This is a genomic window from Aliiroseovarius sp. F47248L, assembly GCF_023016085.1.
Lineage (GTDB): Bacteria > Pseudomonadota > Alphaproteobacteria > Rhodobacterales > Rhodobacteraceae > Aliiroseovarius.
In genome coordinates, this window is sequence record NZ_JALKBF010000001.1 from 2,432,719 (window position 1) to 2,458,594 (window position 25,876).

At 58.2% G+C, this 25,876-nt stretch carries 25 protein-coding genes and 1 tRNA gene; 10 read left to right on the forward strand and 16 right to left on the reverse strand.

Annotation, left to right across the window (positions count from 1 at the left end; all coding sequences use genetic code 11):
• Positions 1-6: 6 nt before the first annotated feature.
• The 5 genes from MWU51_RS12110 to MWU51_RS12130 form a co-directional block, all read right to left on the reverse strand.
• Positions 7-2,034, reverse strand: a complete 2,028-nt coding sequence (locus tag MWU51_RS12110) for an NADPH-dependent 2,4-dienoyl-CoA reductase (protein ID WP_247037482.1) — start codon at positions 2,032-2,034, stop codon at positions 7-9.
• An 82-nt stretch (positions 2,035-2,116) separates the two neighbouring features.
• The gene (locus tag MWU51_RS12115) at positions 2,117-2,602 is read right to left on the reverse strand and encodes a DUF523 domain-containing protein (RefSeq protein WP_247037483.1); all 486 of its coding nucleotides are present in this window, start codon (positions 2,600-2,602) and stop codon (positions 2,117-2,119) included.
• A 2-nt stretch (positions 2,603-2,604) separates the two neighbouring features.
• Positions 2,605-2,985, reverse strand: a complete 381-nt coding sequence (locus MWU51_RS12120) for a hypothetical protein (RefSeq protein ID WP_247037484.1) — start codon at positions 2,983-2,985, stop codon at positions 2,605-2,607.
• Between the two features lie 12 nt (positions 2,986-2,997).
• Positions 2,998-3,771, reverse strand: coding sequence for a DUF6478 family protein (locus MWU51_RS12125; RefSeq protein WP_247037485.1), 774 nt, complete (start codon positions 3,769-3,771; stop codon positions 2,998-3,000).
• 64 nt (positions 3,772-3,835) lie between these two features.
• On the reverse strand, positions 3,836-4,600 hold the full coding sequence (locus MWU51_RS12130) for a hypothetical protein (RefSeq protein WP_247037487.1): 765 nt from the start codon (positions 4,598-4,600) through the stop codon (positions 3,836-3,838).
• Between the two features lie 168 nt (positions 4,601-4,768).
• On the opposite strand from MWU51_RS12130, the gene MWU51_RS12135 reads away from it, so the two are divergent.
• The 3 genes from MWU51_RS12135 to MWU51_RS12145 are packed head-to-tail and all read left to right on the forward strand — an operon-like array spanning position 4,769 to position 7,953.
• Positions 4,769-5,686, forward strand: a complete 918-nt coding sequence (locus MWU51_RS12135; protein WP_247037490.1) for a type II CAAX endopeptidase family protein — start codon at positions 4,769-4,771, stop codon at positions 5,684-5,686.
• A gap of 30 nt (positions 5,687-5,716) precedes the next feature.
• Entirely contained in the window at positions 5,717-6,682 is a 966-nt protein-coding gene (gene accD, locus MWU51_RS12140) for an acetyl-CoA carboxylase, carboxyltransferase subunit beta (RefSeq protein WP_247037492.1), read from the forward strand.
• Positions 6,679-7,953 (forward strand): folylpolyglutamate synthase/dihydrofolate synthase family protein, encoded by a 1,275-nt coding sequence (locus tag MWU51_RS12145; RefSeq protein ID WP_247037494.1) that lies wholly within the window; start codon positions 6,679-6,681, stop codon positions 7,951-7,953. The genes accD and MWU51_RS12145 overlap by 4 nt, the downstream gene beginning before the upstream one ends.
• A gap of 488 nt (positions 7,954-8,441) precedes the next feature.
• Here MWU51_RS12145 and zapE read toward each other — a convergent pair whose 3' ends face one another.
• Positions 8,442-9,524, reverse strand: coding sequence for a cell division protein ZapE (gene zapE, locus MWU51_RS12150; protein WP_247037496.1), 1,083 nt, complete (start codon positions 9,522-9,524; stop codon positions 8,442-8,444).
• Positions 9,525-9,622: 98 nt separating this feature from the next.
• Between zapE and MWU51_RS12155 the strand changes: the two genes are divergently transcribed.
• The gene (locus MWU51_RS12155) at positions 9,623-10,864 is read left to right on the forward strand and encodes an MFS transporter (protein ID WP_247037498.1); all 1,242 of its coding nucleotides are present in this window, start codon (positions 9,623-9,625) and stop codon (positions 10,862-10,864) included.
• Here the strand turns inward: MWU51_RS12155 and MWU51_RS12160 are convergent.
• Positions 10,861-11,319 (reverse strand): Lrp/AsnC family transcriptional regulator, encoded by a 459-nt coding sequence (locus tag MWU51_RS12160; protein WP_247038846.1) that lies wholly within the window; start codon positions 11,317-11,319, stop codon positions 10,861-10,863. The two genes, MWU51_RS12155 and MWU51_RS12160, sit on opposite strands and share 4 nt — an antisense overlap.
• A gap of 163 nt (positions 11,320-11,482) precedes the next feature.
• On the opposite strand from MWU51_RS12160, the gene ald reads away from it, so the two are divergent.
• Both ald and MWU51_RS12170 read left to right on the forward strand, forming a co-directional pair.
• Positions 11,483-12,601: an alanine dehydrogenase gene (gene ald / locus MWU51_RS12165; RefSeq protein ID WP_247037500.1), complete on the forward strand. Its 1,119-nt coding sequence runs from the start codon at positions 11,483-11,485 to the stop codon at positions 12,599-12,601.
• An 85-nt stretch (positions 12,602-12,686) separates the two neighbouring features.
• Entirely contained in the window at positions 12,687-13,097 is a 411-nt protein-coding gene (locus MWU51_RS12170) for a DUF1801 domain-containing protein (RefSeq protein WP_247037502.1), read from the forward strand.
• 68 nt (positions 13,098-13,165) lie between these two features.
• On the opposite strand, the gene MWU51_RS12175 is transcribed toward MWU51_RS12170, so the two are convergent.
• From MWU51_RS12175 to MWU51_RS12215, 9 genes are all read right to left on the reverse strand, one after another.
• A tRNA-Met gene (locus MWU51_RS12175) sits at positions 13,166-13,242 on the reverse strand.
• 142 nt (positions 13,243-13,384) lie between these two features.
• Positions 13,385-13,813: a large conductance mechanosensitive channel protein MscL gene (gene mscL, locus MWU51_RS12180; RefSeq protein WP_247037504.1), complete on the reverse strand. Its 429-nt coding sequence runs from the start codon at positions 13,811-13,813 to the stop codon at positions 13,385-13,387.
• Between the two features lie 133 nt (positions 13,814-13,946).
• Positions 13,947-14,396: a YtoQ family protein gene (locus tag MWU51_RS12185; protein ID WP_247037506.1), complete on the reverse strand. Its 450-nt coding sequence runs from the start codon at positions 14,394-14,396 to the stop codon at positions 13,947-13,949.
• A 48-nt stretch (positions 14,397-14,444) separates the two neighbouring features.
• Positions 14,445-16,841: a phenylalanine--tRNA ligase subunit beta gene (gene pheT, locus MWU51_RS12190; protein WP_247037508.1), complete on the reverse strand. Its 2,397-nt coding sequence runs from the start codon at positions 16,839-16,841 to the stop codon at positions 14,445-14,447.
• Complete coding sequence (locus tag MWU51_RS12195; protein WP_247037509.1) at positions 16,838-17,281, reverse strand: hypothetical protein; 444 nt, start codon at positions 17,279-17,281, stop codon at positions 16,838-16,840. The genes pheT and MWU51_RS12195 overlap by 4 nt, the downstream gene beginning before the upstream one ends.
• Positions 17,278-18,351 carry a phenylalanine--tRNA ligase subunit alpha gene (gene pheS, locus MWU51_RS12200; protein WP_247037510.1) on the reverse strand — a complete coding sequence of 358 codons (1,074 nt, stop codon included), beginning with the start codon at positions 18,349-18,351 and terminating at the stop codon, positions 17,278-17,280. The genes MWU51_RS12195 and pheS overlap by 4 nt, the downstream gene beginning before the upstream one ends.
• Positions 18,352-18,421: 70 nt before the next feature.
• Complete coding sequence (locus MWU51_RS12205; protein ID WP_247037511.1) at positions 18,422-19,669, reverse strand: DUF6596 domain-containing protein; 1,248 nt, start codon at positions 19,667-19,669, stop codon at positions 18,422-18,424.
• A 6-nt stretch (positions 19,670-19,675) separates the two neighbouring features.
• Positions 19,676-20,026 (reverse strand): YciI family protein, encoded by a 351-nt coding sequence (locus tag MWU51_RS12210; protein WP_247037512.1) that lies wholly within the window; start codon positions 20,024-20,026, stop codon positions 19,676-19,678.
• A 294-nt stretch (positions 20,027-20,320) separates the two neighbouring features.
• Positions 20,321-21,232 (reverse strand): LysR family transcriptional regulator, encoded by a 912-nt coding sequence (locus MWU51_RS12215; protein ID WP_247037513.1) that lies wholly within the window; start codon positions 21,230-21,232, stop codon positions 20,321-20,323.
• Positions 21,233-21,329: 97 nt separating this feature from the next.
• Here MWU51_RS12215 and MWU51_RS12220 point away from each other — a divergent pair, with 97 nt between their 5' ends.
• The 4 genes from MWU51_RS12220 (at position 21,330) to MWU51_RS12235 (ending at position 25,860) form a co-directional block, all read left to right on the forward strand.
• Positions 21,330-22,109, forward strand: a complete 780-nt coding sequence (locus MWU51_RS12220) for a CmcJ/NvfI family oxidoreductase (protein WP_247037514.1) — start codon at positions 21,330-21,332, stop codon at positions 22,107-22,109.
• A 38-nt stretch (positions 22,110-22,147) separates the two neighbouring features.
• On the forward strand, positions 22,148-22,936 hold the full coding sequence (locus MWU51_RS12225; RefSeq protein ID WP_247037517.1) for an SDR family NAD(P)-dependent oxidoreductase: 789 nt from the start codon (positions 22,148-22,150) through the stop codon (positions 22,934-22,936).
• A gap of 46 nt (positions 22,937-22,982) precedes the next feature.
• A complete protein-coding gene (locus tag MWU51_RS12230) occupies positions 22,983-23,891 on the forward strand; it encodes a 2OG-Fe(II) oxygenase (RefSeq protein ID WP_247037518.1) in 909 nt (302 codons plus the stop codon).
• Positions 23,892-24,048: 157 nt separating this feature from the next.
• Complete coding sequence (locus tag MWU51_RS12235; protein ID WP_247037519.1) at positions 24,049-25,860, forward strand: sigma 54-interacting transcriptional regulator; 1,812 nt, start codon at positions 24,049-24,051, stop codon at positions 25,858-25,860.
• Positions 25,861-25,876: the final 16 nt, after the last annotated feature.

Genomic DNA, 25,876 nt, shown 5'->3' on the forward strand with positions numbered 1-25,876 from the left:
ATCAGATCAGAGCGAGGCCGCCAAGCGCGATCCTTGGTCGATTGCCCGTTTGGCGTCAAGCTCGGCCGCCACATCTGCACCGCCAATCACATGCGGAGACTTGCCGCGCGCTTCAAGCGCATCTGCTAGGCTTCGGTCGCTGATCTGACCGGCGCACATGATGATATTGTCGACCTCGACCAGACGCGGGTTCTCACGCGCCTCGCCATTCGAGACCATCAGGCCTTCATCCGTAATGCGTTCGTAATTCACGCCGCCCACCATCTCGACGCCTTTCATCTTGAGGGTTGCCCGATGGATCCAACCGGTCGTCTTGCCCAACCCTTTGCCCAGCGCTTTGGCTTTGCGCTGCATCAAGGTGACGTGGCGCACGGGCGCTTCGGGCTTCGGCCCGTCGGGCGACAACCCGCCCCGCGCGGTGGCGGGATCGACCACGCCCCATTCGGCCAGCCATTCGTCAAGGTTCTCGGTCGGGCTGTCCCCGGCCTGGGTCAGATATTCAGCCACATCAAAGCCGATGCCACCGGCTCCGATGATGGCCACGCGGTCGCCCACTGGAACCTCGTGGCGCAGCACGTCTATATAGGACAGGACGTTGTCAGACCCCTGCCCGTCGATCCCCGGATCGCGTGGGATAACACCGGTGGCAATGATCACCTCGTCAAACCCATCAAGGTCATCCGCCGTGACCTCTTTGCCCAGTTGCAGGTCGATGTCCGAGGCCGCGACCATCCGGTCATACCAATCGACCAGTCCGATGAATTCTTCTTTGCCGGGGATTTTCTTGGCCATGTTCAGCTGACCACCCACCTGATCGGCCCTATCAAACAGCGTGACCTTGTGGCCGCGTTCGTCTGCCACCAGCGCGGTGGACAGACCCGCGGGGCCAGCGCCCACGATGGCGATGGATTTGGGCGTGTCGGTCATGTCATAGCGCAGCTCGGTCTCGTAACAGGCGCGCGGGTTCACAAGGCAGGTCGAGATCTTGCCGCCGAACGTATGGTCCAGACAGGCTTGGTTGCATGCGATGCAAGGCGCGATATCGCCTGCGCGCCCTTCGGCGGCCTTCGCCACAAAGTCCGGGTCGGCAAGGAAAGGCCGTGCCATCGACACCATGTCAGCTGCGCCGCCCGCCAGAACCTCTTCGGCCACGTCGGGGTGGTTGATCCGGTTTGACGTGATGATCGGCAGCGACACTTGCCCCATCAGCTTTTTCGTCACCCACGTAAAGGCCGCGCGCGGGACCGAGGTCGCGATGGTCGGAATGCGTGCCTCGTGCCAGCCGATGCCTGTGTTGATAATGGTGGCGCCCGCTTTCTCGATCTCTTTGGCCAGTTGGACAACCTCGTCGAAGGTCGATCCGTTAGGCACAAGGTCGATCATCGACAGTCGATAGATGATGATGAACTCAGGCCCAACAGCGGCGCGCACGGCTTTCACGACCTCGATGGGCAGGCGCATCCGATTTTCATACGACCCACCCCAGCGGTCTTCGCGTTTGTTGGTGTGGGTGACAAGGAACTGGTTCAGGAAATAGCCTTCCGACCCCATAACCTCGACCCCGTCATAACCTGCCTCTTGCGCGCGGGCGGCGGCGGTGGCGAAATCGGCGATCTGTTTCTGGATGCCGTCTTCGTCCAGCTCTTTCGGCGGGAAAGGCGAGATTGGGGATTTGATCGCACTGGCCGACACACAATCGGGACCGTAGGCATAGCGCCCCGCGTGCAGAATCTGCATCGCAATTTTGCCGCCTTCTGAATGCACGCGGTCGGTGACGATGCGGTGATTGGCGATGTCTTCGTCGGCGTAAAGACCTGCCGCGCCGGGATACACACCGCCTTCGGGGTTCGGGGCCATCCCGCCGGTCACGATCAACGCCGCCCCACCACGGGCGCGTTCGGCATAGAACTCGGCCACGCGCGGCCAGTCGCCACGTTCCTCAAGCCCGGTGTGCATGGACCCCATCAGCACGCGGTTCTTCAGGGTGGTGAAGCCCAGATCAAGGGGGGCGAGAAGGGTCGGATAGCTGGTCATGCTGGCGGTCTCCTGTGGTGTCGGGCAAATCTGGACGAGCGGCTTTGCGCTGTCACCCCAAACGCTGCGTAACCAGATGGGTTTACCACGCGCAATCCAAGGACAAGGCGTCGATCTGATGCGGAGCATAAACGGCCACCCCTGCCGCCCGCAACGCAGCCGTGGTTACCCCGAACCCTGTCCGCCGCATGCCATTGTGATGCCCACTGTAAAGAAAGCTTGATCCACAGGACGGACTGGCTTCGGTCAGCAAAGCGTGGGAGCAGCCGCGAGACTGGGCTATCTTCACGGCCTGAGCTGCACCTGCAAGAAAGGCGGCCGTAACATCACCCCCGGCACGGTCCACAACCTTTGCCTGACCAGCCAGAACGTCATCACCGTCCTGTTCCGGTTCGATCTCGGCGGGTAGACGTGGAACGGCCAGACCTCCTGCCAACTCCGGGCAAAATGGAACAACCCGACCTTCAGAGTTCCAGCGCGCTAAACACGTGTGCAGAAGCGTTTTGGCTTGCCCATCATAGCGCACCTTCTGTCCCATCAGGCACGCGCTAACCAACAGACGGGACATAATCAGCTACTTTCCATACAGTGCCGCCGAAACGCGCGTTTGAGCATGTCCAGCTCTTCCCGTAACAGATCGACCTCGGCCCGAATATCAGTCTCAAGCGGTTGCCCGGTCACAATCGAAAATGAATTCAGGGTTGCACCACTGTTCTTGTCGGAGATCAGAAAGGTCTGGACGCCATCAGTCAGCAGTTCTGCCGGGATCGGCACTTTGACAGCATATCTGCCGGGCTGATCCGGCTGCGGCACCGCTGTCAAACCATCAATCTTCTGGGAAAGATGTGTTACCTGAAGCTCGGGCGGCGTGCCCTGCGTGTCTGCAATTGTCAGAACGCCTTCCCATACGCCCGCTTGAATGCGCGCTTTTACCAGCTGGGGTTTTGTCACTTCACGCTCCTATCAAACCTCTGCCCGCGGACGTCGGCTGAATGTAACGTCGCGCAGGATCACTTGGCTCATTTCGGGGTTCTCGAACACCAGATCGACCCACATCCGGTCGACCCGTTTTTCGTTCAAGTTTGTATAGGCGAGGTCGAATTCGACTATCGCCTCGGTCTGTTCGACCGGTAAGGCGCGGACGATTTGTTCTGTGTTCGGCCCATGTTGGATATTCAGACGTGCATATACTTCAAGCGGCTTCTCCATCTCGACCAATGCGGTCAGACGCACAAGGTGGTTGCGTTTAAGCCCATCGACGGCAGATTGCGGAAGTTCGACCACGAGCGATAGAAACGATCCGTCAAACCCAAACACATCCATCCTAAGACCAAAGGGCGCAAGGTCACTTTCACGGGTATTGCGGATCTGCCGGACCGTCAGTTCCGACACCCGACAATCGTGAAATACGGTCGCCTCGCTACCGAAGTTCGACTTGCTTTCAACAGCTGCCCGCCCCGGTGGAGACAACGGGCCGCGCCACAGTTCTGGGCGATAAGCCCAATCACTGTGCAAAGGCTTTTGGATCGCGCCTGAGCCGATCAACGGCAGTGTCAGTCGCCCATCCGCGACGTGGAGAACCCGATCCAACGCCTGCCGCAACATGCGCGCGCGTGTGCGGACACTGCGTAAAGCCGCAAGATCAAGAGCTTCAGCGCGCTGCAGAACAGAATTCCAGCGCAGCAGTGAGCGTCGCTGAAGCCAGTGATCAAGGATGCCGTTCACACGTCGCGCCATACTGTGGTGTCGCCCTGCTTAGATTCGTCCGCCTGCCCGCTCTTATTCTTAGAACAGAATCGGATCAGTTGCGCAAACCGTCTAGCCAACCTTTGACGCCGCCAGCGCCCTTGCTGATCTTGTTTGCCTTGCGGATCTGGGCGACGAATTCGCGCAGCAGTTCATAACCTTTGCCCTGCCCAAATGGTTGTTCCGCGAACGCCGTAGCACTGGCAGTGACCAGCCGTCCGTTCACCTCGAGAAACGCGCGCCAAGTTGTGTTGGAAAGCGCCGCGGGCAAGCCTTCCGAGGTATCCCGAAGTCGGACATACAACACACCGGATGCTGTTTTAACATCCAGTAGTTTGACAGTATCCGCCTTACCCACCCTGCTCAACGCGGCACGCCCTACATCGCTTTGCACAAATTCGCGCGCCTCGCGCAGTCGGATGTTCGGGTCATCTGATATCGCTGTAGCCTGAAGAGGCATGGGCAGCACCGTTGCTGTCAGAAATGCCGGTTTAGGCGGCTTGGGATCAGCTGGGTTTTTGGTCAGGGCTGCGCAGGCCCCGATGGGAATAAATGCGCCTGTCTCGGTATCCTGATAAGACGACGCGTCGATGCAGAACCCCTTCGGTGCCGCGATCGTTACAGCCCCCCCCATGACCGCTTTGTGGCGCATCAGGCTCTCACGCGGCGTCGCCCGCTCGTCCGAGAATATCGGGCTTTCTGACAGATTGGGGCCAGACTTACCACTGCCACCAAAACATCCTGTCAGACCGAGTGCGACACTCAGCACCATACCGGCGCGCAACGCTGCCCTGCCGCAGCACTTCCATTTATTGACCATTACTTCCCCCCCAACCCGAGGCAACATAATCCGGGCACCACTTCAACGCAGACACATGTCCACCAACTTTTCCCGGTTGTCCATCCATCAGATCACCCTCATCATACCGCAAATCAGTTTACATCGTCAGGTATCCAAGTGCCCGCTTCCCACCATCAAGACGACCTTTTGGCCAAGCAAACCTTCTGGTCCCCTGCTTATCCGCGTATTCAGCTCTGGCGCACGATCGTTGGCATACTTGTCATCCATGCCCTGTTTTTTGCCGCGACTTTTCTGGTTTTCATCGTCGGCGCCCGTTTGCTTGGCACCGATCCGGGTCTTATGCTAGGAGCTTCAACCCCGGCCGAGGCGACGGTGTTCTTCCTGACCTTTCTGGGGTATCACATCGGGCTTTGGCTGACGGTCAGGATGCTGCACAAACGCGGATTTCGCAGCCTGTTCGGACCAGCTCTTCGCGTGAATTGGCATCATTTCAAGCGGGGTCTGATGGTGGCCATCGGGATCAGCATCGCGGCCATCCTGTTGCAACTCGTTCAATCCCTGCTCTTGCCACCGGGTCCGGAAACCTCGGCCCAGCAATCCATGCGGTTCGTCGACTGGGCGCTGTTGGTGGTGCCCGCGCTGATGCTGGTACTAATGCAGGTATTTGCCGAAGAACTGGTATTTCGGGGCTATGTCCTGCAACAGTTACGCGCACGATTTCGGTCAATCTGGATCTGGGCGATCCTTCCCTCGCTTGCCTTTGGGGTTTTGCATTACGACCCTGTGACCTATGGCATCAACGGTGTATTCTATGTCACGCACACGGCGGTTATTGGGATCCTGTTGGCGGTCGTTACCTTGCGCACAGGCAATATCGGTGCCGCTGCTGGTCTGCATTTCGGCAACAATGCCATGCTGATCTTTTCCGGCACCAAGGGCACGTTGGATGGCTTTTCTCTGTTCCTGACCGAAATGGACCTGACCAGCGCGCAGATGACATGGTCCATCCTGACCCAGACCTTCGCTGTCTTGGCCGCGTTTGCCCTTTGGTGGAAGTTGACCCAGCACAACCAGCCAATTGCAAATGCCGCACAGGCGGACTAGTTAAAACGAAACGACCAAGGAAGACAGGCGATGAACTGGATATCGAACTACGTCCGCCCCCGCATCAACTCGCTGTTCTCACGCCGCGAGGTGCCCGAGAACCTGTGGACCAAATGCTCGGAATGCGGGACGATGCTGTTTCACCGCGAAAGTGCCGAGAACCTGAACGTCTGCACGAACTGCGACCATCACATGGCGATCACCCCACGCGAACGGTTTCAAGCACTGTTCGACGCCGGTGTATTCACCGAGGTGGACGTTCCAGCCCCGGTTGATGATCCACTGCATTTCAAGGACCAGAAGAAATATCCAGAACGCATGAAAGCCGCCCGCAAGGAAACCGGCGAGCGTGAGGCAATGCTGGTCGCCGAAGGCGAGATCGGGCGCACCCCAATTGTGGCCGCGGCGCAGGATTTCAGCTTCATGGCCGGGTCGATGGGCATGTATGTGGGCAACGCCATCATTGCCGCGGCAGAACGCGCAGTCACAGCCAAGCGCCCGCTTGTCCTGTTTTCTGCTGCTGGTGGCGCGCGGATGCAGGAAGGCATCCTGAGCCTGATGCAAATGCCGCGCACCACGGTTGCGGTGCAGATGCTAAAAGAAGCCGGGCTGCCCTACATCGTTGTATTAACTCACCCCACCACGGGTGGTGTTACAGCATCTTATGCCATGCTGGGCGACGTTCACATTGCAGAACCCAACGCACTGATCTGTTTTGCCGGTCCGCGCGTGATAGAACAGACCATCCGCGAAAAGCTGCCGGACGGTTTCCAGCGCGCTGAATACTTGCTGGATCATGGGATGCTGGATCGCGTGACCCATCGCAAGGACATGAAAGACGAGCTTGTCACGATCCTGCGCATGCTGACCGGCCAAGGCCCGGCGATCAAAGGCGATCTACCGAAGCCCGAAGACGTTGCAACACCGCAGAATGACGCCAAAACGACACCCTCCAAGCCGACGACCGAGGCTGAGGTGAAGGCGAAGAAAGCGTGAGCGAAAACGGTTCGGACGTCATCCTTGACCGGATGATGTCCCTTCATCCCAAGATCATTGATCTGACGCTCGATCGTGTCTGGCGCTTGTTGAACGCGGTTGACGACCCACAAGACAGACTGCCACCGGTCATCCATCTGGCGGGCACCAATGGCAAAGGTTCGACTCTTGCGATGTTGCGGGCCGGGCTGGAAGGCGCGGGAAAACGCGTGCATGCCTATACGTCACCGCACCTGGCGCGGTTTCACGAGCGTATCCGGCTGGCAGATGAACTGATCAGCGAAGAGTCTCTGACCGAGGTGCTGGACCGCGCCTATGCCGCCAATGGTGGCGATACCATCACATATTTTGAGATTACGACCGTCGCCGCCCTGATGGCATTCGTGGAAACGCCCGCGGACTATACGTTGCTTGAAACCGGGCTGGGTGGGCGACTGGATGCGACTAACGTGGTTGATAAACCTGCGCTGACCATCATCACACCAATCTCGATTGATCACACTCAGTTTTTGGGCGACACGCTGACCGCCATCGCAGGCGAAAAGGCGGGCATTCTGAAGCGTGGCGTGCCCTGCATCGTCGGCCCACAACCAGATGAAGCCCTTGAGGTGATCGAAGAGCGCGCCGCCCGTCTGGGTTGCCCCCTGTTCGCCCATGGTCAGCACTGGCATATGGCTGAGGAGCGTGGGCGATTTATCTTTCAGGACGAAACCGGATTGCTGGATCTTCCGATGCCCGCGCTGATCGGCCCGCATCAATTGCAAAATGCGGGCGCCGCCATTGCCGCCCTGCGCCAGTTGGGGTTCGGCGAATCGGCCTGCGAAGCCGCTATGCGGGACGTAACGTGGCCAGCGCGGATGCAGCGTCTGCGCCACGGTCCACTTGTCGAAGCGGCCGGGGATGCCGAACTTTGGTTGGACGGCGGCCATAATCCAGCGGCAGGTGAGACACTGGCCAAGGTGTTGGCGGATCTGCCTACACGCTCTACCCACCTGATCTGCGGCATGTTGAACACCAAGGACATCGCCGGGTATTTGCGCCCTTTAGCACAAGTGGCCGACAGTCTCATAGCTGTGTCTATCCCTGGTGAGGCCAATACGCTGCCTGCCGATGTCACGGCCCGCGAAGCCCGCGCTGTGGGATTTGATGCGGCCGAGGCAGCCTCGGTCGCGGATGCAATTGCAGCGATCCGAAAAGCGACACCCGACAGTCGTATCCTCATCTGCGGCTCGCTTTATCTGGCTGGTTCGGTTTTGAAACGGAACGGATAGTCACCGAAAGGTCGAAATTTCGTCCGTGATCACAAATAAAATTTCACGAACTCCACCCAGCAGGATTCACTTCGACCACCAACCCCCCGAAAAGAATCACTTTTTTGGACTTCAGCGAATCACCATATGATTCACCACAATATGTTGACAGATTAAGCAGTTAGTCTCTACAAATAGGGTATTCTTCAGGTAAAGTTCACAACAAGTGAACGGCTTGTCGAGCAGTACTTTGACCAGGGGGTCTTATGTTTCGGTTGGCGCGGTATAGAACGGATCATTTTGTGATCACAAACTTGCCTGCACCCGCGATTGAAACCAAGATCACCCTTGCCATTTCCGCTTCCGGCACAGGTTCACCACTCTAGGCACGCTTGTCGCGCCCGATTGTGTTGGTCCTGAACGCGGGTGGCTGAGTTCGGGTTTTGGTCGCGATGCGCTAAGTTAAGCGGGCAGGACAAGACCTTGGGGTCGCCAATGGCGGCCCCGTTTCAATCGCCGCCCCAATCCTTATCCTGCATTTCGCGCAAACGGCTAGCCGTGCGTTCAAACTCGAATGATCCCTCGCCTTCGACATAGAGCATCTCAGGTTGGGCGGCTGCAGAGGCAATCAACCGCACCTTCGCTTCGTACAGTGCATCGATCAGTATGACGAAGCGCTTTGCTTCGTTGAAATTCGAACGGCTGAGGCGTGGAATATTCTCCAACACCAGCAGCTTTACGTTTTTCGCGATGGTCAGATAGTCGCCCGGCCCCAGCATCGCGCCACACAAGTCGTGAAACCCTGCCCGCGCTGCGCCATTGCGATAGGCAGGCAGGACCACATCCCGCCCTTTGACGGTCAGGGTTAGTGGCTCGGCTTCCCCGCCCGTCAGATCGCGCCATATCGCGTCGATCGCCTTGCGCGCATCCACGTTTGCCGGGGTAAAGTAAACCTGTTCGCCCGCAAGACGGTCCTGCCGATAGTCATTCGGGCTGACCAGTTCATGAACGACCATCTGCTCTTTGATCAGTTCGATGAACGGCAGGAAAAGCTGTCGGTTCAATCCGTCCTTATACAATTCGTCCGGATGCCGGTTTGACGTTGTCACCACCACGACACCTGCATCAAACAGCTTCTCGAACAGGCGTCCCACAAGCATCGCATCGGTGATGTCAGTGATCTGCATCTCGTCAAATGCGAAAAGACGGACGTCCGCGGCGATCTGTTGAGCCACCGGGCTAAGCGGATCATCAACACCGGATTTGCGCGCCGCCGCCATGCCCTCGTGCACTTCCTGCATGAAGGCATGAAAGTGAACCCGGCGTTTGGCAGGGATATCCAAACTGTCCACGAAAAGGTCCATTAACATGGATTTGCCACGCCCCACACCACCCCACAGATAAAGCCCCTGCGGCACTTCTTCAGGTTTGGCATGAAACAGGCCGCCCAATATCCCACGCTTGCGAACAGGCGCGGTATCCAAATGAGCACGGATGTCTTCCAGCGCGGGCAAACAAGCCTGTTGCGCCGGGTCGCGGGTGATATCGCCCTTCTGGGCTAAGTTTTCGTAGATCTCGATCAGGTTTGCCATGGCCGAGGAATAAATCGCTTCCACACATAAAGAAAGGTGAAGTGGCAGATCAGAAACGAAGAATTGACCCATCGGTCGAATTCACGGAACGTACGTGAATGAGTGAGACACGCGCGCCTCTTGTCACACCTGTCCTTGTGGCCGGTTGTTTGATCATCCTTGTCAGCTTCGCGATCCGCGCGAGCTTTGGCGTGTTTCAAATTCCAATTGCGACTGAGTTCAACTGGCCACGCGCCGAGTTTTCGCTGGCCATTGCCATCCAAAACCTGGCGTGGGGGATCGGGCAGCCCATTTTTGGGGCCATCGCCGAAAAAATCGGTGATCGCAAGGCAATCATCATGGGCGCATTGATCTATGCGGTGGGGCTTGTAGCGTCCTCAAATGCCGTGACGCCTGGCGCGCACCAACTTCTAGAAATCGCTGTCGGCTTCGGTATCGCTGGAACTGGGTTTGGCGTTATTCTTGCGGTCGTGGGGCGCGCAGCCAGCGATGAAAACCGATCTATGTCGCTGGCCATAACAACGGCTGCCGGATCGGCAGGTCAGGTGTTCGGCGCACCACTTGCGGAATACCTGCTGGGCTTCATGTCGTGGCAAAACGTGTTCATCGTGTTTGCCGCTGCGATCCTTGCGACGCTGGCACTGTTGCCGCTTATGAAGACAGAAGCCGTCGCTACCCGGTCCGAGCTTGAGGACAGCATGGGCCAGATCCTGACCAAAGCGATGCGTGATCCGAGCTTCGCGCTGATCTTTCTGGGCTTCTTTTCATGTGGCTATCAGTTGGCCTTCATCACGGCACACTTTCCCGCGTTCGTGACCGAGATGTGCGGCGCGATTGACCCCTCAGGCACATTGGCAACCATCGGTGTTTCAACCACCTCGGCGCTTGGAGCGATCTCGATATCTTTGATCGGTTTGGCCAACATCGCGGGCACGCTTTTGGCTGGCTATCTTGGTAAGACCTATTCCAAGAAATACCTGCTGGCAGGCATCTATGCCGCACGGACCATAGTGGCCGCACTGTTCATCCTGATGCCCATCACACCCACATCGGTTATCATTTTCTCTATCGCGATGGGGTCTCTGTGGCTCGCCACAGTGCCGCTGACCTCGGGACTCGTCGCGCACATCTATGGGCTTCGCTACATGGGCACCCTTTACGGGATTGTCTTCTTCTCGCACCAATTGGGCAGCTTTCTGGGGGTCTGGCTGGGTGGGCGGATGTATGATGCGTTTGGCGACTACACAATGGTTTGGTGGATCGGCGTCGGTGTCGGTGCCTTTTCGGCTATTGTCCACCTGCCGGTGAAAGAACAACCGCTGGCCGCACGCGCCGCCTAAACGGGCAGCGCTGTGGTTTTGAAGACAGTCCGCAGCGCGAACGAGCTTTGCATCCCCTGCACGCCCGGCAAGCGCGACAGATGTTGGCGGTGGATGCGGGCAAAATCCTCGGTATCGGCGGCGACGACCTTCAAGATGTAATCTGCCGTTCCCGCCATCAAGTGGCATTCCAAGACATCGGGAATCAGTGCCACCTCACGCTCGAACGCGTCCAACAGTTCGTCGGCTTGGCCGGACAATGTGATCTCGACAAATATTGTTGAAGGGCAGCCCATCTTGCGCGCGTCCAGAAGGGCAACATAATCGCGGATGTAACCTTCAGCCTCCAGTCGTTGCACCCTGCGATGACAGGCGGAGGGTGACAGATTGATCTTCTCGGACAGGTCCGAATTGGACATGCGCCCGGTGCGCTGCAACACCCCAAGAATACGACGGTCTATGCTGTCCAGTTCCATAATCTCACAAGTTTCTTGCGCACTTGGCGCATTCATTGATAATTTCTTCGATACTCTCTAGCAGTAGCAACACTTATTTTCAAAGCAATTGCACGATAAGAGGCGCAAACTTCCCCCCTGAAAGATCGAATTAACCGACGACAGGGAATGAGGAGGACACCCCATGCTGATCGGATGCCCGAAAGAAATCAAACCGCAGGAGTTTCGCGTTGGTCTGACGCCCGCTGCTGCAGGCGAAGCGATTGCACGCGGTCACAGCGTCATCGTCGAGACCAACGCTGGCGTCGGCGCCGGGTTCATGGACGACGACTATGTCGCGGTTGGCGCCACCGTTCTGGATACCGCGAAAGAAGTGTTCGCCAAGGCCGACATGATCGTGAAGGTGAAGGAACCGCAAGCCGTTGAGCGCAAGATGCTGCGCGAAGGGCAGCTTCTGTTCACCTATCTGCACCTGGCCCCGGACCCCGAACAGACCAAAGACCTGCTGGACAGCGGGTGCACCGCGATTGCCTATGAAACCGTGACGGACCGCAGTGGCGGCCTGCCCCTGCTGGCCCCGATGTCCGAGGTTGCCGGTCGCCTGGCGCCGCAAAGCGGGTCTTGGGCGCTGCAAAAGGCCAATGGCGGCAGCGGCGTGCTGATGGGTGGCGTGCCCGGCGTGCGCCCGGCCAACGTGGCCATCATCGGCGGCGGCGTGGTGGGCGCAGCTGCAGCACGTGTCGCTGTCGGCATGGGCGCGAATGTCACGGTTCTGGATCGTTCGGTGCCGCGTCTGTCATATCTGGATGATGTGTTCATGGGGCGGCTGACCACGCAGTATTCGGACATGGCGGCGGTGGCCGAGTTGCTGCCGCGCGTTGATATGGTGGTAGGTGCCGTATTGATCCCCGGCGCAGCAGCGCCCAAGCTGATCAGCCGCGAGCAATTGTCGCTGATGAAACCCGGCTCGGTTCTGGTGGACGTTGCCATCGACCAAGGCGGGTGCTTTGAAACGTCAAAAGCCACCACCCATGCCGAACCGATCTACGACGTGGACGGCATTGTGCATTACTGCGTGGCCAACATGCCGGGTGCGGTTGCCCGCACCTCGACCATCGCGCTTGGCAACGCCACGATGCCCTTCATGTTGGCACTGGCTGGCAAAGGCTGGAAACAAGCTTGCAAGGATGACGAACACCTGCTGAACGGCTTGAACGTGCATGCAGGCAAGCTGACCTATGCCGCTGTTGGCGAAGCGCTTGGGCTTGATTACATCTCGGCAGAAGACGCCTTGAAAATCTAATCGGCCCACACGAAACGGTAAAAGTCCTGCCATCTGGCGGGGCTTTTTCTTTGACAGCGGCGTCTGTGCACAGCACGCTACCACCATGCCTGACACGTCACCTCCCTTCCCGAATACAGCCGTTGCCGACGTGTTTGCCAGCTTTCCAGAAGATGCGCATTCAGGCCTTCTGACTTTTCGCAATCTGATCTTCGCCACCGCAAATGAAACCTCCGGTGTTGGTCGCATTGAAGAAACTTTGAAATGGGGTCAGCCAGCTTATCTGACGCCCGACAGCAAGTCTGGCACAACAATCCGGCTTGGCGTGCCCAAATCCGGTGGTTTTGCGGTTTATGTCCACTGCCAAACCACCCTGATATCCGAGTTTCGCAGCCTCTTCCCCGATGACTTTGCGTATGATGGAAATCGTGCGATCTTGTTTGAGGAGGGGCAGGCTTTGCCAGTCGACCCTCTGCGGTTATTTATCAAAAACGCCCTAACCTATCATCTGAAATAAACCAGAAACGAAAGAAGCCCCACACATGGCAGGGCTTTTCTTCATGGTCATTCGTGACCGTTTGGATGTGGTAGCGTGGGGCGGACTTGAACCGCCGACCCCAGCATTATGAGTGCTGTGCTCTAACCAGCTGAGCTACCACGCCATCTCACATCGGAGGTCCAGATATTCCGGCCCGCCCCCGGTGTCAAACGAAAAACATAGAAATTTCGCGCCCGAGTTGGAAAAAGGCCAAAGAAAAAGGGTGCCCGCTTTGGGGCACCCTTCAAACCTTGTCGCTGGCGCGTTTACTTCTTCAACGCGTCGCGGATCTCGACCAGCAGATCGACTTCGGACGGCCCTGCGGGTTCTTCCGCTGCTGCTTCCTCTTCTTTTGCGGCCGCATCTTTGGCTTTATTGACAAAACGCACCAGCATGAACACCACAAACGCAATGATCAGGAAGTTGATAATCGCCATGATGAACGAACCATAGGCGAAGACCGCTGCGCCGCTCTCACGAGCAGCTTCGAGCGATGCACCTTCCGGCACGGTGCCGGACAGGGTTGCATACATGTTGGTGAAATCAATCCCACCCATGAACAAGCCGATAATCGGATTGATAAGATCAGCCACCAACGAGCTGACAATGGCGGTGAACGCTGCACCGATGATGATACCAACAGCCATGTCCATGACATTGCCCTTGGCGATGAAATCCTTAAATTCTTGAAGCATACTGTCCTCACTACACGCTTGTGCTGATGTGTTCCCACCAGCCTGAACAAAGCGTAGCGCAAAAAATTCACATTTGCATATTGTTTCGTGGGGAAAAACAGTCGCAAAATACCCGTAGATTGTTCACTTGAGACTAGCGGCTGAGGCTGCCTGTCAGGACATAGCGCAGGATCTCGACCACCTGATGAGGTTCGCGCGCGACGGCAAGGGCTGCAGCGTCGACCTCTTTCAGCGGATGGTCGTGTTCTGGCTGTTGCAACACGATCAGCGACTTGCCTTTTGCAGCAGCATAGCCTGCATCGAACGCCGCGTTCCACTGGCGATATTTCTCGCCGAAGCGCACGACAACCACATCGGCGTCCTCAATGGCCTTGCGGGTGCGGATGGCGTTCACCATCGCGCCTTTGTGGTCGTGCCAATACTTGTTATCCTCGGCGCCCAGAATGGCAACGCCGCAATCGTCCGAGGCATCGTGATCGGTGACGGGCGATGAAAACGTGACATCCAGCCCCTTCGCGCCGTCGATGATCTGTTCGCGCCAATCGGTATGGATTTCGCCGGACAGGTATACATTCAGGGTCATGTCATTCCTCCAGTTTGGGCGCGGCCTCTAAAGGCCGCGCGTATCGGATCAGCCGCGCAATGTGCCGCCAGTGGCCTTGCCCACCTTCTCGACGATCTTGGCGCTGACCGCTTCGATGTCCTTGTCAGTCAGGGTCGCGTCACGCGGTTGCAGGCGCACGGTGATGGCGAGCGATTTCTTGCCCTCACCCAAGCTGCCGCCGATGAATTCGTCAAACACATTCACATCGACGATCAACGCCTTGTCCGCCCCGGCGGCTGCGTTCACCAAGTTGATCGCTTCCACGTCGGCATCCACCACGAAGGCTAAGTCGCGCTCGACGGGTTGCAAATCACTGGCCCCCAGCGCGCCGCGCCCTGTGCCTTTGGCTTTCGGGAACGGCACCTTCGCCAGATGCACGGCGAAGGCCACAACGGGGCCTTTTACGTCCATGTCGGCGATGGCTTTCGGATGCAATTCGCCAAATGCGCCAAGGATGTTCTTCGGCCCCAGCCCCAGCTTGGCAGAGCGTCCGGGGTGCCACCACGCATTCATGTCGCGCACATAGGTCAGCTTGGTAGGTGCGCCGATGGCATTCAGAACCGCCTCGACATCCGCTTTGGCGTCATAGGCATCGACCGGGCGGCGGGCGCCGAAGCGGTCGCGCGGGCCGGTATGGCCGACCAGAATGCCGGTGACCATTTGCTCGTATTCCTCCGGCTCACCACCATGGAAGACGGGGCCAACCTCGAACAGCGCCAGATCCATGAAACCGCGCGCCTGGTTGCGGGCGGCGGCTTGCAGCAGACCGGGCAGCAGGGATGGGCGCATATGGCTCATCTCGGACGAGATCGGGTTTTGCAGGCGCGTCACATTTGCCCCACCACCGAACCGCTTGGCGCTGCCCTCATCAATGAAGCTGTAGGTCACGCATTCGTTGTATCCCAGCGCCGCCACGGTGCGCCGCGCCATGCCTTCGCGCTTCTGCATCGGGGTCAGGATCGCCTTGGGCACACCCACATGGGCACGCGCCATCGGTTTACCGACCAGCTTGGTCAGGGACGCCACCCGCGCGACCTCCTCGACCAGATCGGCCGAACCTTGCACGTCCGGGCGCCAGCTTGGCACATGGGCCATGCCGTCCTTGATTGTGAAGCCCAGCGCGGTCAGGGTCTTGCGCTGTTCATCCGCCGGAATGTCCATGCCGACCAGCGACTGCACCCGGTCGGTGTCCAGCTTGTAGGCCCGGCGTGTATCCGGCACCTCACCGGCCACGACGACGTCCGACGGCTCGCCGCCGCACAGATCGAGGATCATCTGTGTCGCGGCTTCAATTGCTTGCGCGTTGTATTCCGGATCAATGCCGCGTTCGTTGCGATAACGCGCGTCGGAGTTGATTTTCAGCGCGCGGCCCGTGCGGGCGATCTGGGTGGTTTCCCAGAACGCAGCCTCAAGGAAGACATTGGTGGTCGCTTCCGTGCAGCCGGTGGGCAGGCCGCCCATGATGCCGCCGATGGACTCGATGCCTTCATCATCGGAAATCACAACCATGCCGGGGGCGAAGGTGTATTCCTTCTCGTCCAGCCCCATCAGGGTCTCGCCACCCTTGGCGCGATGCACGCGCAGATCGCCCTTGACCTTGTCGGCGTCAAACACGTGCAGCGGGCGGTTCATGTCATAGGTGAAGAAGTTGGTGATATCGACAAGGGCCGAGATCGGGCGCAGCCCAATCGCACGCAGGCGCGCTTGCAGCCACGCGGGGGAAGGTCCGTTTTTCACGCCCTTGATCAGACGGCCCATGAACAGCGGGTTTGCGTCTTTGGTGCCGTCGTCAATGGTCACATTGATCGGGCTGGGGCCGTTGCCGGGCACCTTGTGTTCCTTGAGCGGCTTCAATGTTCCCAAACCACGGGCGGCCAAGTCACGCGCAACACCTCGCACGCCCAGTGCATCGGGGCGGTTGGGGGTGATCGCAATCTCGATCACCGGGTCGACCTTGGTCGGGTCATTGGCGGCCAGCCAGTCGACGAATTTCTCGCCCACCTCGCCCGAGGGCAGCTCGATGATGCCGTCATGTTCTTCCGACAGCTCCAGCTCACGCTCGGACGCCATCATGCCGTGGCTTTCGACGCCGCGGATTTTGCCAACCGACAGGGTCACGTCGATGCCGGGCACGTAGTCGCCGGGCTTGGCAAGGACCACGGTGATGCCTTCGCGCGCATTGGGTGCGCCGCAGACGATGGTCTTGTCACCTTCGTTGGTTTCCACCGTGCAGACGCGCAGACGGTCGGCGTCTGGGTGTTTTTCGGCAGACTTGACCTTGGCGAGCGTGAACGCGCCCAGACGGTCGAGAGGGTTGAAGATCCCCTCAACCTCCAGCCCCAGATCGGTGCAGGCCTCGGCAATTTCATCGACGCTCGCGTCGGTGTCGAGGTGGTCTTTCAGCCAGGAGATGGTGAATTTCATTGCATATTCTCCCGATCAATCGAGCGACCGTATGGGGTCACAATGATCAATTCTTGATTTGTTAGTTTAGATTTGCCGATGTTCTCAGCTCTAACTTCGCGCATAAACTCTGCCAGAGTTCCATCAAACACATCATGCGGGACAGGTTTTCCACTTGTAATGCGCTTATCGAACTCTACAAAACGGCGCATTGCTCCATCCGAAGCCACAATTGCAAACTTCATTTTCGCAGTCGCATAGTTTGATAGTGCGTCCTCTTTGCCGATACCATCGCGATTGTGGGCATTCGCAAGTTCACAAATCGCTTCTACCATTTCGACATAGGCCGAATAGTTTCGTGACCTCACCAACTCACGACGATCAAACAGCTTTTGCACTGCATAGGTTATGATAGCCACACCTAGACCAATTATCGCAGTGGCTAGAAGGTCCTGCGTCACCTACTCAACCCCCCACGCATGGTCGGCACATCCAGAGCCGCAAACCCGTAATGCCGCAGCCAGCGCAGGTCTGAATCAAAGAAGGCGCGCAAATCCGGGATGCCGTATTTCAGCATGGCCAGACGGTCGATGCCCATGCCGAAGGCGAAGCCTTGCCATTCGTCGGGGTCTACGCCTGCCGATTTCAGCACATGCGGGTGCACCATGCCGGAACCCAGGATTTCCATCCAGTCGTCGCCCTCGCCCAGCCTCAAAGTGCCGCCTTCCCACGAACAGCGGATGTCAACCTCGGCCGACGGTTCGGTGAAGGGGAAGTGCGAGGCGCGGAAGCGCAGTTCGATGCCGTCGATTTCAAAGAAGGCGCGGCAGAACTCCTCCAGCACCCATTTCAGGTTCGCCATCGAGATGTCTTTGTCGATCGCCAGCCCTTCGACCTGATGGAACATCGGGGTGTGGGTCTGGTCGTAATCGGCGCGGTACACGCGGCCCGGCGCGATCACGCGAATGGGGGCGCCCTGATCCATCATCGCGCGGATTTGCACGGGGCTGGTATGGGTGCGCAGCACATGCGGCGGGCGGTTGTCGCCCTCTGGCATGGTCATATAGAACGTGTCCATCTCGGTCCGGGTCGGGTGCTCGGCGGGGATGTTCAGCGCGTCGAAATTATACCAGTCGCTTTCGACCTGCGGCCCTTCGGAGACGGCAAAGCCCATGTCGCCGAAAATCGCGGAAATCTCTTCCGTGACCTGTGAAATCGGGTGAATGCTGCCTTGGCGCTGGGGTCGGCCCGGCAGGGACACGTCCAGCCATTCGGTGCGCAGGCGTTCGTCCAACGCGGCATCGGCCAGCGCAGATTTCTTGGCGGAAATGGCCGAATTGATCTCGTCCTTCAGTGCGTTCAGCTTGGGGCCAGCGACTTGGCGTTCTTCCGGCGTCATCTTGCCCAGCTCGCGCATTTTCAAGGCCACTTCGCCCTTCTTGCCGACGGCTTGCACGCGGATATCTTCCAGTGTCGCTTCGTCCGCAGCACCGCCGATTGCATCAAGGTATTTTGTTCTAAGGTCGTCCATGTCAGCCCCTTTGCGTCGCACCGCTTCCAGCTAGCGAATGCAGGGCAAAATGGCAAGCGGGCGCGGGTGCTCAGGGGGCGGTCAAGGCGCGAAGGCGGTTTGAAAGAAACGCTTTGTCTTCCGGCGCGACGGCAAGGGATATCGCGGTGCGGTAGCTTGCAGCGGCGTCCTGCCTGCGCCCCAGCCGCGCCAGAAGATCGGCGCGACAGGCGTGATAGGGTTGATACCCGTTCAGTTTGTCATCGACGCACAGCGTGTCCAGCAGGCTTAACCCAGCCTGTGGCCCCTTGGCATAAGACAGGGCAGCGGCCTGATTGATCCGCACAATCGGGTTGGGTTGGCGTTGGGCCAGCACCTCATAAAGTGCCACGATCTGTGGCCAATCGGTGGCGGTGAAGCTGGCAGCATTGGCGTGAAGTGCGCTGATTGCCGCCTGTATCGCATAGGGGCCAGCCGGTCCCATAGACAGCGCCGTTTCGACCAGCGCGCCGCCTTCGCGGATCTTGGCGCGATCCCAACGGGCGCGGTTCTGCGCCTCTAGCGGCAAGAAGGCACCATCGTCGCCCTTGCGTGCCAGGCGGCGGCTGTCACCCAGCAGCATCAGGGCCAGCAGCCCCTTTGCCTCGGCATGGTCCGGCAATAGCCCGGTCAGGATACGGCCCAGCCGGATCGCCTCGTTCACCAGATCGGTGCGCGACATTTGCCCGTCCGAAGACCAATGGCCTTCGGTAAAGATCAGGTAAATCACCCGCAGCACCGCATCCGTGCGGTCATGCAAGTCCTCTGGTTCGGGTAGTTTGAAGGCGATACCTGCCGCGCGCAGCTTTTTCTTGGCCCGCGTCAGGCGGGCCGCCATGGTTTCGGTTTTGTCCAGAAATGCCCCGGCAATCTCGGCGGTGGTCAGCCCGCCAAGCGCGCGCAGGGTCAGGGCGACACGCGACTTTTCTTCAAGCGCTGGGTGGCAGCATGTGTAAATCATCTCTAGCCGGTGGTCGGGGATCATCATTGGACGGTCCTCGGGATCATTGCGGTGCTGTTCAAGCCAAAGGGTCAGTTCGCCCGACTTGCGCATGGCCGTCTGGTTTCGCCTGATCCGGTCCAGCGCTTTACGGCGCGCCACAGTGATCATCCATGCATCCGGGTGACGGGGCACGCCCTTGCGCGGCCATTCTTCCAACGCCGACACAACCGCATCCTGCAAGCTGTCTTCTGCCAGCCCATAATCCCCGATCGAGGAGACGAGCGACGACAGAATGCGCCCCCAGTCTTCGCGGATCAATCGCGTGACAAGCGTGGGAACCTCAACCGGGGGCAGCATGTGGAATCAGTCCCAGATAACCACAGGGCGCACCTCAACACGGCCAAACGCGGCTGACGGGATCTGCTCGGCACATTTCAACGCATCATCAAGATCTTCGCAGTCCAACAGGTAATAGCCGCCAAGTTGCTCCTTGGTTTCGGCAAACGGGCCGTCCACGGTTTCCGCCTTGCCACCACGCACAGACACCGTAGTCGAGGTTGCGGTGGGTTGCAGCGCATCGCCTGAAACGAGTTTACCAGACTCTTTCATACGTTGGGTGAAATCCATGTAGCCCTGCATGAAGGGGCCGAATTCATCAGTGCCAGGTTGCGGTTCTTTTCCTTCTTGGGCGTAAATCAAACACATATATTGCATGGTCTTTCCTTTCATCTGTTGGGAAAGGCTTCAGGCCTTTCTGTGTACCAGACGATTGAAGATCGGCAAAATCGACATACGGGGCGAAAGTTATTAGATAGACAGGTTTGAGCCCAACCCGTACCTTGGATTTTTTCGCTGCATGCGCTCGCAGCACGGATATTTCTGCGCACGCGCAAAATCAGATGCTACCACGCAGCGGAAAAACCGGCCATTCGCGCAGAGCGCAGCGAGAGCTATGGGTCGAATTCAGAGCCCAAAGCGTATAGGGTTACTATTGGCGAGGGTGTCTGCCTAAGATGGCTTTTGCCATTTCGGTGCGCGGCCTACGTGTTCGATCAGGAAGTCTATGAGTGCGCGAACCTTGGCGGACACCACGTTGCTTTTGGGATAGATCAGCCAAAGCGCAGGGCTTTCCTCCATCCGGAAATTCGGCAGTACACGCTGAAGGGTGCTGTCACGCAAGGCATCATGGACCAACCATAGTGAATTAACCGAAATCCCTCCCCCATCAAGCGTCAGCTTCTTTTGGGTCGAGCCGTCGTTTAGGAGAAGACGATATTCGGCCTTTCGTGGATCAAATATGTCGATGGTCCCGTCCGTCGCAACAATGCTACGTGGCTCAAGATCACGAAAGGCAATCAACCGATGGGAATGTAGATCGGCGGGCTCGACCGGAGTGCCATACTTCTCCAGATAGTCCGGTGAAGCGCAAAGGATGCGAATGTCGTCCGCTAGTTTTCGCGCGGTTAAACTGCTGTCTTCAAGAACGGAATTGCGCAGGGCAAGGTCGTAGCTGCCCTCGATCAGATCAAACTGAGCGTCCGAGAGGTGCAGATCCAAGATCAGGTCCGGATATTTGTCCATGAACTTCGGTAACAGTGGCGCGATATATAGCTGCGCAAATGTGCTGGGGGCCGCAAAGCGCAGCGTTCCGCTGATCTTGGTCTGTCCTTTGCCAAGGGCTGCGAGCGCGGCCTCCTCTTGGGCGATCATCTCTTTGGCGTAGGGCAAAAAGTCTTGACCCTCCTGCGAGAGGGACAGTTTGCGGGTCGAGCGGTGCATTAGGTCCGCCCCGACAAAACGCTCCAACTTCGCGATCCGCGCGCTGGCGACGGCTGGCGCCATACCAAGTGCGCGCCCCGCCGCACTGATGTTGTGCGTCTCGCAGGTCAGGACAAATAGGCGAAGGCTTTGGGCGTCCACATTATATCCATTTTCAAAAAACTGAAATCACTTCCGTCTCCTTTTTATATTTTTTGAGAGTGATAAGTCAAATGCACAGACGCAAACGGAGGCTCTTATGACCCAACTCGCCACAGTAAATTACCACGTGCACAAACCAGAGCGGCAGGCATTTGAACTGGACGCAGGCGGTATCGTTGGGAACCTTATATCACCAGAGCTGGCCCCGACTGAGGTGCAGGTCTTTGACGAACGCGCCGTGGGCGTCTCCACCACCTTTGAAAAGGCCTCTGTCGGGTTCGCGACCGTCCCGACGCAGGTGAGGTCTTACGACAACGACAATGGTTGGCAACCGACCTATGATGCTGAGCTAACCAAACTTCTGGCAGATGAAATCGACGTCAAAGAAGTCATCATTTTCGATCACACGGTTCGCATTGATGATCCAGATGCGGCGCGAAAGCCCGCCCGCAACGTCCATAGCGACTACAGCAAACATGGTGCGGAGCAGCGGCTAATCGACATTCTGGGCGTAGAAAAAGCCGCGGAATGGGCCAAAGGCCACTACGCTTTCATCAACGTCTGGCGCCCAGTTGCCGCGCCAATCAACTCCGCCCCTTTGGGCTTTATCCTTCCCGAAAGCGTCGCCGACGAAGACTGGATCCTGCTCGACCTGATATATCCGGATCGCAAGGGCCAGATCATGGGCTTGGCCGCGAACGCGGATCACGAATGGGTCTATATGTCCAAAATGACACCAGACGACGTCGCATATTTTAACATCTTCGACAATAAGGGCCGCGCGTCCATCGGACACAGCGCGCTTGATATGATCGAGGATCCGAACATTCACACAGTGCGCCAAAGCATCGAGAGCCGAACGCTCGTGCGGTACTGACCCCCTGAACACGCTGAAACACATCGAAAGAATATCACATGACCAAGACAATTCTCATCACAGGTTCCACTGACGGCATCGGCCTTTTGACTGCAGAAAAGCTGGCCGCCGAAGGGCACACAATTTTGCTGCATGGCCGCAGCGAAGCCAAGCTAGACGCCGCTGCAAAGCAGGTCAGCGGCAAGACAGAAACCTACATCGCCGATCTGACAAAGATGGCCGATGTTCACGCCATGGCCGCCGAAATCCGCAAGAACCACACGCAGCTTGATGCCGTGATCAATAACGCGGGCATCCTCAAAGCTCCGAAGACGGTCACTGCCGACGGATATGACATCCGTTTCATGGTCAACACCTTCGCCCCCTATGTGCTGACCCGCGAGTTGCTGTCGGTCATCGCCAAGGACGGGCGCATCGTGAACCTGTCGTCGGCTGCGCAGGCGCCAATCGATCTGAAAGCGCTGAACGGAAACATGCCGCTTGATGACATGAGCGCCTATGCCCAAAGCAAGCTAGCCATCACGATCTGGTCGAAGGAAATGGCGCGCGAATTGCCGGAAGGCCCCGCCGTCATCGCGGTGAACCCCGGGTCTTTGCTGGCCTCCAAGATGGTCAAAGAAGGCTTTGGCGTTTCGGGCAACGATCTGAGCATCGGCGCCGACATCCTGATCGAGGCCGCCCTCGGAGAGACCTTTGCCAACGCGTCGGGCAAATACTTCGATAATGACAGCCGCCGCTTCGCCCAACCCCAAGCCGCCGCCCAAGACGCGGGCCACGTTGCAGCCGTGATGCAAGGCATCACCGATGCCGTCGCCAAGCTGGGCTAACACCTTCGCGCCAATTTGTACCACACACTGAAAAGAGAGATACATCATGCAAACCACATCATTAGACCGCGCCCGCGCGGTTGAACGCCCCACGCGTGACGAAATGCTTCAGCGGACCTATTCCGTGCAACAGTTCTGGGATCAAAACCGGGACTTGTTCAAGGACGCTTGGAAAAACTGGGAAGGCGACAACAGCAATGCGCCTGCTCTGGACAGCAGCCTTTACGATCCCAAATTGCGCGCAGCCGTCGAGCAGGCTTGGGAAGATCCAACCAAGGAGACCGCGGTGAAAGACCTTTGGGAAGAAGTGTTCCCGGGTGTGTACAAAACACAGTTCTTCGACCCCGAGCGCCTGTCTGTTTTGCGCGACTACATGGAAAACGTCGCGGATGCGGAAATCCCGCTGCGCCCGCCATACGGGATCTCGCTCAACCGTGGCGGGGCGATGCTTGACGAACGCTCCGAAGGCTTTCTCGCGGCACCGAATTTCCAGACGTTCTATCGCAGCTTGATGGACGCCTACATGCGCCCGATCTCGCGTCTGTTGTTCCCCGATATCGTGGGTTTTGACACCCAGACATTCGGGTTCTCGATCCAGTGGCAGGCGGATGCCGATACGTCTTTGCGCGCTCATACGGACGCCTCTTCGGTCACGTTGAACATCAACCTGAACCTTCCCGGTGAAGAGTTCTCTGGCTCTGGCGTTCGGTTCTTTGATCCAAAAACACGTCAGGTGGAAGAACTGACATTCGCACCGGGCACAGCCCTGATCCACCACGGCAGCGTACCGCACGAATCCATGCCAATCACCGAAGGCGAGCGTTCAAACTTCGTGCTTTGGCTTTACGGCGATCACGGTCAGGTGCCACGTTTTGGCGTCGCCGAGAAGAACCTCAACCCACGTGAGCGCTGGAGCGTGCCGACGGCCCAAAGCGACGGCTTTGCGCCCTTCTAAGGGGTAAAGAACCTCAACCGATAACAAACGTAAGGGCGGGGAATCCTGCCCTTACGCTTGGCCTCAAAGGTCCCAACATCATCCAGCGAGACTCGCTTAGAAAAAACCAGTATCTTAGGGGCACATCGCGCAACGAAGTCTTTGGGAGGGGATTTTGATGACCGATCTACAAACAAGGCTCGGCAAACAGACCGCGATCAACGCATCTTGGGAAAGATGCGAACGCGACTACAATCTTGAGCGCAACGCGGCCCACCCCATCTTAAGGCTACAGTCCTCTGAAGTCGCGCCGCGCCTTGAAGAAATGACCGAACGCACCGGTGGCAAGCAGGGCATCTTTCGCCAGCTTGCGACACTCGCCGCAGATGCGGGCCATTGCCTGGTGATCACCGACAAAGACGGCATTTTGGTGCGGCTGGAAAGCAAAAACGCGGGCGAGCCGTGGAACGGCATTGCGCTTGGCTCTGTGTGGGACGAACGCATCGCAGGGACAAACGGGGTGTCCATGGCCTTGGCGGAAGGTCGCGACATCACCGTGCGAGGAACAGACCACTATTACGCGCAACTCAAATCCTTTGCCTGTTGCGCCGTTCCGTTGCGCGACGCGGCAAACAAGGTTATCGGCGTCGCAAACGTGGTCTCGATCGACAACGGTAACCCTGCCAATTCCCTGTTCGCGCAGCAACTTCTGGGGGCCGCCGCAAGCCGCATCCAACACACCTTATTTGAACGCGCCTTTAAGGATCAATCCATCGTGTCCGTCGCCATGCCCGGGCGTAGAGACCTGATAAAGGGCTCTGAGCTGATCGCTGTAGATGAAAGCGGGGCAATCCTTGGCGCGACCGCCGCCGCGCATCGTTTGGCGGGCTTCGACACCCACGATCTGCTGGCTGGCCTGCGGTTTGAAGACGCCTTTGGCACAGACGTGCCGAGCCTCGATCACGTCCCGGATAGGGTTCTGAGTGTGCGCAGGGACCAAGGCCCGATGCTTGATCTCTGGGCGCGTGAGCCGTTGCAAAGCAAACGCTCGGTCGCTGGCTGGCGGCCCGTTCCTACCCGCGCGATTGGGCAAAGGCCTGACAGGCCGCTCTTGAAAGAATTGGCCATCGGAAGCCCCGCCTTGCGCGAATTATGCGAGCGGGCAAAGGTCACGCTTGAGCACGCCTTACCGCTTTTGCTTGAGGGGGAAACGGGAACCGGAAAGACCGCTTTGATCGCGGCCTTGCTCGGCGAAGACACGCACTCTGTAACCGTCGATTGCGCCGCACTGGACGCGTCAGACAAAAACCACGCCTATGTTCAATCCTTGATCGAACAAGCGCGCATCGCCGGTGCCTTAAGGGAGCCAACGCGGAAAAAGGAAGTGTTGGTTTTCGACAATATCGACGAAATGCCCTCATTCGCTCAGGCCGCTCTCAGGAACGCATTGGATGCTGCAGACGCGAGCCCGTCTGCTCAAAATGTCCAAATGCAGATTATCGCATCCAGCCGTCGACCACTAAAAGAAGCTGTTACAGCAGGGACTTTCCGCGATGATCTCTATTTCATGCTATCAGGCGCTGCCCAGGTACTTCCTCCCCTGCGCAATCGTAATACAAAGCAACTGGCCAAATCCGTCGCCGCGCGCCTGTCAGGCAAACAGATCGAGCTCAGCCAAGAAGCCTGCGATGCGATCAACAATTACTCTTGGCCCGGAAACTTGCGAGAGCTGCAAAGCGTCCTGCGGCAGGCGCTGATCCAAGGGGACGGCGCGCGCATTACGCGCCTTGATTTGGGCCTGCCCAATATGGGCGAGCCCGTTCCGGCACGCCCTGCAATCGCGCAGCCGATCTACAACGAAGAACAGATGCTGGTGGATGCCCTCAACGGGGCGCGTTGGAACATTTCAAAGGCCGCCAGAACACTAGGCATCGGGCGGGCAACGATCCATCGAAAAATGAAGGCCTATGGCATCTCCCGCCCCGCATAACGATGCAGAGGCGAGA

Excerpts from the sequence above, each read along its gene's own strand:
- MWU51_RS12110 (WP_247037482.1), bottom strand. The coding sequence starts at position 2,034 with ATGACCAGCTATCCGACCCTTCTCGCCCCCCTTGATCTGGGCTTCACC.
- MWU51_RS12115 (WP_247037483.1), bottom strand. The coding sequence starts at position 2,602 with ATGTCCCGTCTGTTGGTTAGCGCGTGCCTGATGGGACAGAAGGTGCGC.
- MWU51_RS12125 (WP_247037485.1), bottom strand. The coding sequence starts at position 3,771 with ATGGCGCGACGTGTGAACGGCATCCTTGATCACTGGCTTCAGCGACGC.
- MWU51_RS12130 (WP_247037487.1), bottom strand. The coding sequence starts at position 4,600 with ATGGTCAATAAATGGAAGTGCTGCGGCAGGGCAGCGTTGCGCGCCGGT.
- accD (WP_247037492.1), top strand. The coding sequence starts at position 5,717 with ATGAACTGGATATCGAACTACGTCCGCCCCCGCATCAACTCGCTGTTC.
- zapE (WP_247037496.1), bottom strand. The coding sequence starts at position 9,524 with ATGGCAAACCTGATCGAGATCTACGAAAACTTAGCCCAGAAGGGCGAT.
- MWU51_RS12155 (WP_247037498.1), top strand. The coding sequence starts at position 9,623 with ATGAGTGAGACACGCGCGCCTCTTGTCACACCTGTCCTTGTGGCCGGT.
- MWU51_RS12160 (WP_247038846.1), bottom strand. The coding sequence starts at position 11,319 with ATGGAACTGGACAGCATAGACCGTCGTATTCTTGGGGTGTTGCAGCGC.
- ald (WP_247037500.1), top strand. The coding sequence starts at position 11,483 with ATGCTGATCGGATGCCCGAAAGAAATCAAACCGCAGGAGTTTCGCGTT.
- MWU51_RS12170 (WP_247037502.1), top strand. The coding sequence starts at position 12,687 with ATGCCTGACACGTCACCTCCCTTCCCGAATACAGCCGTTGCCGACGTG.
- mscL (WP_247037504.1), bottom strand. The coding sequence starts at position 13,813 with ATGCTTCAAGAATTTAAGGATTTCATCGCCAAGGGCAATGTCATGGAC.
- MWU51_RS12185 (WP_247037506.1), bottom strand. The coding sequence starts at position 14,396 with ATGACCCTGAATGTATACCTGTCCGGCGAAATCCATACCGATTGGCGC.
- pheT (WP_247037508.1), bottom strand. The coding sequence starts at position 16,841 with ATGAAATTCACCATCTCCTGGCTGAAAGACCACCTCGACACCGACGCG.
- pheS (WP_247037510.1), bottom strand. The coding sequence starts at position 18,351 with ATGGACGACCTTAGAACAAAATACCTTGATGCAATCGGCGGTGCTGCG.
- MWU51_RS12205 (WP_247037511.1), bottom strand. The coding sequence starts at position 19,669 with ATGCTGCCCCCGGTTGAGGTTCCCACGCTTGTCACGCGATTGATCCGC.
- MWU51_RS12210 (WP_247037512.1), bottom strand. The coding sequence starts at position 20,026 with ATGCAATATATGTGTTTGATTTACGCCCAAGAAGGAAAAGAACCGCAA.
- MWU51_RS12220 (WP_247037514.1), top strand. The coding sequence starts at position 21,330 with ATGACCCAACTCGCCACAGTAAATTACCACGTGCACAAACCAGAGCGG.
- MWU51_RS12225 (WP_247037517.1), top strand. The coding sequence starts at position 22,148 with ATGACCAAGACAATTCTCATCACAGGTTCCACTGACGGCATCGGCCTT.
- MWU51_RS12230 (WP_247037518.1), top strand. The coding sequence starts at position 22,983 with ATGCAAACCACATCATTAGACCGCGCCCGCGCGGTTGAACGCCCCACG.
- MWU51_RS12235 (WP_247037519.1), top strand. The coding sequence starts at position 24,049 with ATGACCGATCTACAAACAAGGCTCGGCAAACAGACCGCGATCAACGCA.